At 60.1% G+C, this 4,552-nt stretch carries 4 protein-coding genes and 1 pseudogene; 3 read left to right on the top strand and 2 right to left on the bottom strand.

Annotation, left to right across the window (positions count from 1 at the left end; genetic code table 11):
• Window positions 1-207 (bottom strand): phage integrase N-terminal SAM-like domain-containing protein (locus YY7_RS56150; RefSeq protein WP_035693258.1); only part of this gene is annotated, 207 nt, incomplete at its 3' end.
• 259 nt (window positions 208-466) lie between these two features.
• Window positions 467-853, bottom strand: a complete 387-nt coding sequence (locus YY7_RS0149495; RefSeq protein WP_028169384.1) for a GYD domain-containing protein — start codon at window positions 851-853, stop codon at window positions 467-469.
• A 278-nt stretch (window positions 854-1,131) separates the two neighbouring features.
• Here YY7_RS0149495 and YY7_RS61675 point away from each other — a divergent pair, with 278 nt between their 5' ends.
• The 3 genes and pseudogenes from YY7_RS61675 to YY7_RS56155 form a co-directional block, all read left to right on the top strand.
• On the top strand, window positions 1,132-1,467 hold the full coding sequence (locus tag YY7_RS61675; RefSeq protein WP_155255694.1) for a hypothetical protein: 336 nt from the start codon (window positions 1,132-1,134) through the stop codon (window positions 1,465-1,467).
• 437 nt (window positions 1,468-1,904) lie between these two features.
• Window positions 1,905-3,245 carry an MFS transporter gene (locus YY7_RS0149505; RefSeq protein WP_028169386.1) on the top strand — a complete coding sequence of 447 codons (1,341 nt, stop codon included), beginning with the start codon at window positions 1,905-1,907 and terminating at the stop codon, window positions 3,243-3,245.
• 819 nt (window positions 3,246-4,064) lie between these two features.
• Window positions 4,065-4,543, top strand: a pseudogene (locus YY7_RS56155) (IS630 family transposase); the annotation flags it as partial.
• Window positions 4,544-4,552: the final 9 nt, after the last annotated feature.

Genomic DNA, 4,552 nt, shown 5'->3' on the forward strand with positions numbered 1-4,552 from the left:
GGTCGGCACGCCAACGCCGCTCGCCGCCAGATGCAGCTGGTAGCGCCGCACGTCCTCGAAGCTCGCCGTATCGGGCGAGCGCCCGAGAAACGCCGCGAAGTTCTTGACCCTTTGCACGTAGTCATGTTGGGTCTTCGGGGCCAACTTGCGGATCGTCATGTCTTCGATCATGCGCCGGCGCAACGGGCTCATTGCCTCGTCGGTCATGGGGATGCTCCTGTCTTGGGTGAGGTTGTTGCAACCCCTCAATCTCAAGACAGGACGCCCCTTGGCGCTANCGGCTTGGCCACCCTGTTTGCCGCAGCGGCCTACCGCGCGAGCGGTTTAGTCCCTTGGCCCTTCTGAGACCTGCCGACGGACACCAAGAATGTCCGCTCATCGGGCAAGACCGGAAGCGACTGGCCGCTCGCTTTACGAACTCCCGTCGGCATAGTCTCTGCCATCCACGTGGCGTATGGAGGTTCTACTACTTTGGGTCCGTCGCAATTTCGCGAGCCGACTCGACCGGCACCCCGTAGTAGTCGGCTCCGGCCGATCTGAACTTCTTCGCAAGCTCACCCGCCTGACCGAAAGCCTTTACTGTATCGTCGGCCGAGAGTGCCACCGTCGTGGTTATGTCGGACAGGCTTCCGCCAGCTGCCGCCGCAAGCACGGCCGACACCAGTGTACGCTCGTCGGGTGCTTCGGCTACTATCAGCCAGTCGTACCGTCCCAAGGTGAGGTACCAACCGATTAGACGACCGCCGGCGGCGGCGAGCATCTCAGCAATCGCCTCAGAACGGTTCTCCGGCTTCGCGGTCATTGCGCGGATCGCCGTCGGCGTGTAACGCCCTTGTGAAATGTAGATTGTCATATTGTTCTCCTCTCTAACGTGCTCCTGTCGTCGCTCATTTTAGGTCGCCGACCGCTCGCGCGGATCGGCCTTGAACCTTAGCCGCAGCCCGCAGATCTTAGCCACCGGTCGCAATACGGAAATCCTGCCGGCCTCCGCTTTCTGATCGTTCCTGATTTTTCTGCATCATGTTCTCGCGGAGCTTCAGCCCGTTAAGCGCGCTGACCTCTACAAACCGGCGGCATTTTCAGTGAAGTACATGGTCACGCCTTCCAGTCGCCGACGCAGATCATCACGATTTGCTGATACTCGACCACCACGTGCCTTCAGGAACTTATCTTAACTCACTCCACGCGGCATCTCCTGAGCGTGCAGATGAGGACATCATCGCACTGGGATTTCCAGACTACGGTCCGCACGACGAGCTCAGCAAACGCCTTGGAAAGATCATTGCAAGGCCGACCAAACACGGAGTGAAATTGATGGAAGTGTCCGCGATGCTGCCTGGCGGCATTGGCGGCGGCCCAATCGTAAATGATCGCTATCAGGTTGTTGGGGTCGCGCAGCGGGGCGGTCATTCAGAAACCCGGCAAATCGCGGTAGATCCATACGGCGGGGGTACCGTTATAGCTTAGTAATATTGCCAATCTGCGATCTGCGGCGGGTCGTCCATCGTGTTTGCCATGATGGCCTAAGCGGCTTTAACTTTCACGCGGAAGCTGTGGCAAAGGAACCAATTCACGCGAAGGAACTTGGGTTTGCAACCGAGGTCGTGTTCAGCTTGCATCGTAAGTGTTCAGCTTGCATCGTAATCTAGCATCGGAAAGCCTGTCCCTAAGTCAGATCCAGCGCCGACGGCAGCCGTGATGTCTGTACTGCGGTGCAGCGGTGTCTTGTCTGTAGGAGCTGGTTTTGAAGGGTTGACCTTGCCACTCAGAAAATGCGGTCAGACGGCGCGACCCGCAAGTTGACACCCATCGGATCAGAGCCAACCGATTGGCAGCAAAATGAGTGCCCCCAAAGTGATCCGGGCAGGCCGCCCAAGCTCCACCGACACGGAGGTAACGGTGTCATGGACGAGATCGAAGCAAGGACGATCCGCAAGATAATGTGGCGTTTGCTGCCCTTCCTCTTCATCTGCTACTTCGTCGCGTACCTCGACCGGGTGAACGTCGGTTTCGCCAAATTACAGATGAATTCGGCGCTCGGCCTGTCGGAGGCTGCATACGGCTTCGGTGCGGGCCTGTTCTTCATCTCCTATTTCCTGTTTGAAGTACCATCCAACCTTGCGCTCGATAGGTTCGGCGCTCGGCTCTGGATCGCCCGCATCATGCTGAGCTGGGGTGTCATCTCTGGATTGTTCGCCTTCATCCCCTCGATCTCAGCGGCTACCGGGATCTCGACCGAGTGGGTGTTCTACATCCTCCGTTTTCTGCTCGGTCTCGCCGAGGCGGGCTTCTTTCCCGGGATCATTTTTTACCTGACGCTGTGGTTCCCCTCGATCTACCGCGCCCGGGTCGTCTCGCTGTTTATGCTGGCAATACCGTTCTCGTCGATTGTGGGCGGCCCGATTTCCGGGGCTCTGCTGAACATCGTCGGCGCTGGACTGGATGGCTGGCAATGGCTCTTCATCCTCGAAGCCTTGCCGTCGATACTAATGGGCTTCGGGGTCGTCTTCTACCTGACCGATCGACCGGCGCTTGCCACGTGGCTGGCCAACGACGAGAGGGGCTGGCTCGAACAACGGCTAGAATCCGAACGGCAGCATAAGGTGGCCGTCGAGCACCTGGGCATCGTCAGGGCGCTCACCGACCTCCGTGTCCTTGCTTGCGCGTTCGTCTACTTTTGTCTGAACGCGGCGAGCTATGGTGTGGCGTTCTTCTTGCCGACGATCATCAAGGACTTCGGCGTGAGCAACTTCCAGACCGGTCTGCTGTCCGCTGTGCCGTTCTTGTTTGGCGCCGTCGGAATGGTCCTCCTGGGCCGCAACTCCGACCGCACATTGAGGCGTCGGGAGCACGTTTGCTTCGCCATGCTTCTCGCCTCGATCGGTCTGGCCGGCGCGGGTCTCGTCTCCGCCCCGGCGCTGGTGCTTGGCTTCCTTTGCCTGAGCCAGATCGGCGTTTCCGCGACGCCCCCTCTGCTATGGCCGATACCCAGCGCGTTCCTGACGGGAGCTTCGGCTGCAGCCGGGATCGCGGGGATCAATGCGCTCGGCAACCTGTCCGGGTTCGCCGGGCCTTTCCTTATGGGCTACCTCAAAGATGCGACCGGCAGCTTCACCGCCGGGCTGCTGGCCTTGGCCGGTTGCGCCTTGGTCGGTGGCCTCGTCGCCCTGACGCTTAAAGTTAGTCCGCGACTAGAGATGGCCGGCGCTGCGCCGGGCGGGCCCGCACCGGCGGCGGCCCGTTGAGAGGACCAGGCGATGAGAGTCGATGAGTTTGGGATGACCGATTCCAGGTGAAGCCGTTCCCGGTCGCCAAGGCATCTGCGTGAGAGAGCGCTCCACGCCGCCGGGAAACGAGATAGCCGCTGTGGTAACGCGCAGCCATCCCATCAGACCGGCAGGTGAGGCGCTACTTACTTTCCATCGCTTAGACCAGCCGCCGCCCCAAGCCCGCGGTAAACGACCTTCTTTGAGCCAAAGTCGGACCTTCGGCCCGAACGTTTGCGGATCTGCTGAAAGACCTCGAAGTGGACAGCGGCCATTGGCCGACTTCTTCCACAACATCTGAATTACGAATGTCACCTGGCACGTGCAAATTCGAGAGAACGAAACCGACGAGCCCCTGGCCATGCCTTTGACGACGTATAACTCCACATGGCGTGTGCTGCGTAGCGGGTTGGATTCGCCACTTCGAGCAACCTGCGAGAGTATGCGGAGAGGGGCTGAGGATTCGGGGAATGCAGAACCAAGTACGCGCTCGTTGGCGGGATGAATCGCGCCAACGCGGCGATTCAGGAGGTCGGCCCAGATTACACGCGCATCAGTCTTGAAACTGCGGAGCGCGTCGGCAATCAGCTTAGATCTGGATTAGAGGCCGTAGGTATCACGGCTGGTTTTCGCCTACAGGGGTCCGTTCCCCATCGCTCTTCGCTTGCAGCGGCACGGACCATTCACCGGTGCCGCAATCCGCGCAGCGGCCGAAACGGCAGGCCTCCCTCTCGCAGTGTCGTTACTGGAAATCGGTACCAGCGAAGCAAGCTATCGCGCAGGATGCCTCCCCCACGTATGGCCCCCTTGCGCGGGTGGGGACCGAAGGGCGAACGGGTGCGGGTTTTGCACCCCACGGCCATTGGCGGACGCTGACCTTTCTCGGCGCCTTGCGCTCTGACAGCCTCGTCGCTCCCTGCGTCTTCGACGGNCCGATCAACGGCGAATGCTTCCGCGCTTATGTCGAACAGCAGCTTGTTCCAGTTCTTAAGCCGGGCGACATCGTGATCATGGATAATCTCGGCAGCCACAAGTCGGCTGCTCTGCGTCGCATCATCCGAGGCGCCGGCGCCAGACTCTGGTATCTGCCGCCTTACTCACCCGACCTCAATCCGATCGAACAGACNTTCGCCAAGATCAAGCACTGGATGCGCATCGCGCAGAAGCGTACCCTCGAAGACATTTGGCGACACATCGGCGACCTCGTCACCTCGATCCAGCCTGCCGAATGCAGCAACTACTTCGCCAACGCAGGATATGCTTCCATCAAAACGTGAAACGCTCTA

Source organism: Bradyrhizobium elkanii WSM2783 (genome assembly GCF_000472865.1).
Taxonomy (GTDB): domain Bacteria; phylum Pseudomonadota; class Alphaproteobacteria; order Rhizobiales; family Xanthobacteraceae; genus Bradyrhizobium; species Bradyrhizobium elkanii_A.